Source organism: Gemmiger formicilis (genome assembly GCF_016901605.1).
In the GTDB taxonomy this organism is placed as follows: domain Bacteria; phylum Bacillota; class Clostridia; order Oscillospirales; family Ruminococcaceae; genus Gemmiger; species Gemmiger formicilis_B.
The window spans coordinates 1-222 of sequence record NZ_JACJKP010000765.1; the positions used below are offsets into that span (position 1 = coordinate 1).

Sequence of the window (222 nt, forward strand, 5' to 3'; positions counted from 1 at the left end):
TGGTGGTGTGTTTACTGGTATAGCCCCACGCGGCCAGAAGCTACAAAATAGAGCGTATCGCAAAACTTGCGGTACGCTCTATTTTTATCAATGTCCTGCTTGTGATCACTCTACAGTGGCATCCAACGTGCCGTGATACCGTTCCGCAATTTCCCGCATACCGGGCAGGCCGAATCCATGGGTAGTCTTGTCGGCCTTGGTAGTGGAAAAATCCCGGTTGAT

1 protein-coding gene is annotated in these 222 nt (G+C 50.9%); it reads right to left on the reverse strand.

All coding sequences use genetic code 11. The features are described from left to right. Positions 1 to 105: 105 nt before the first annotated feature. A complete protein-coding gene (locus H6B10_RS19120; protein WP_430661787.1) occupies positions 106 to 222 on the reverse strand; it encodes a GHKL domain-containing protein in 117 nt (38 codons plus the stop codon).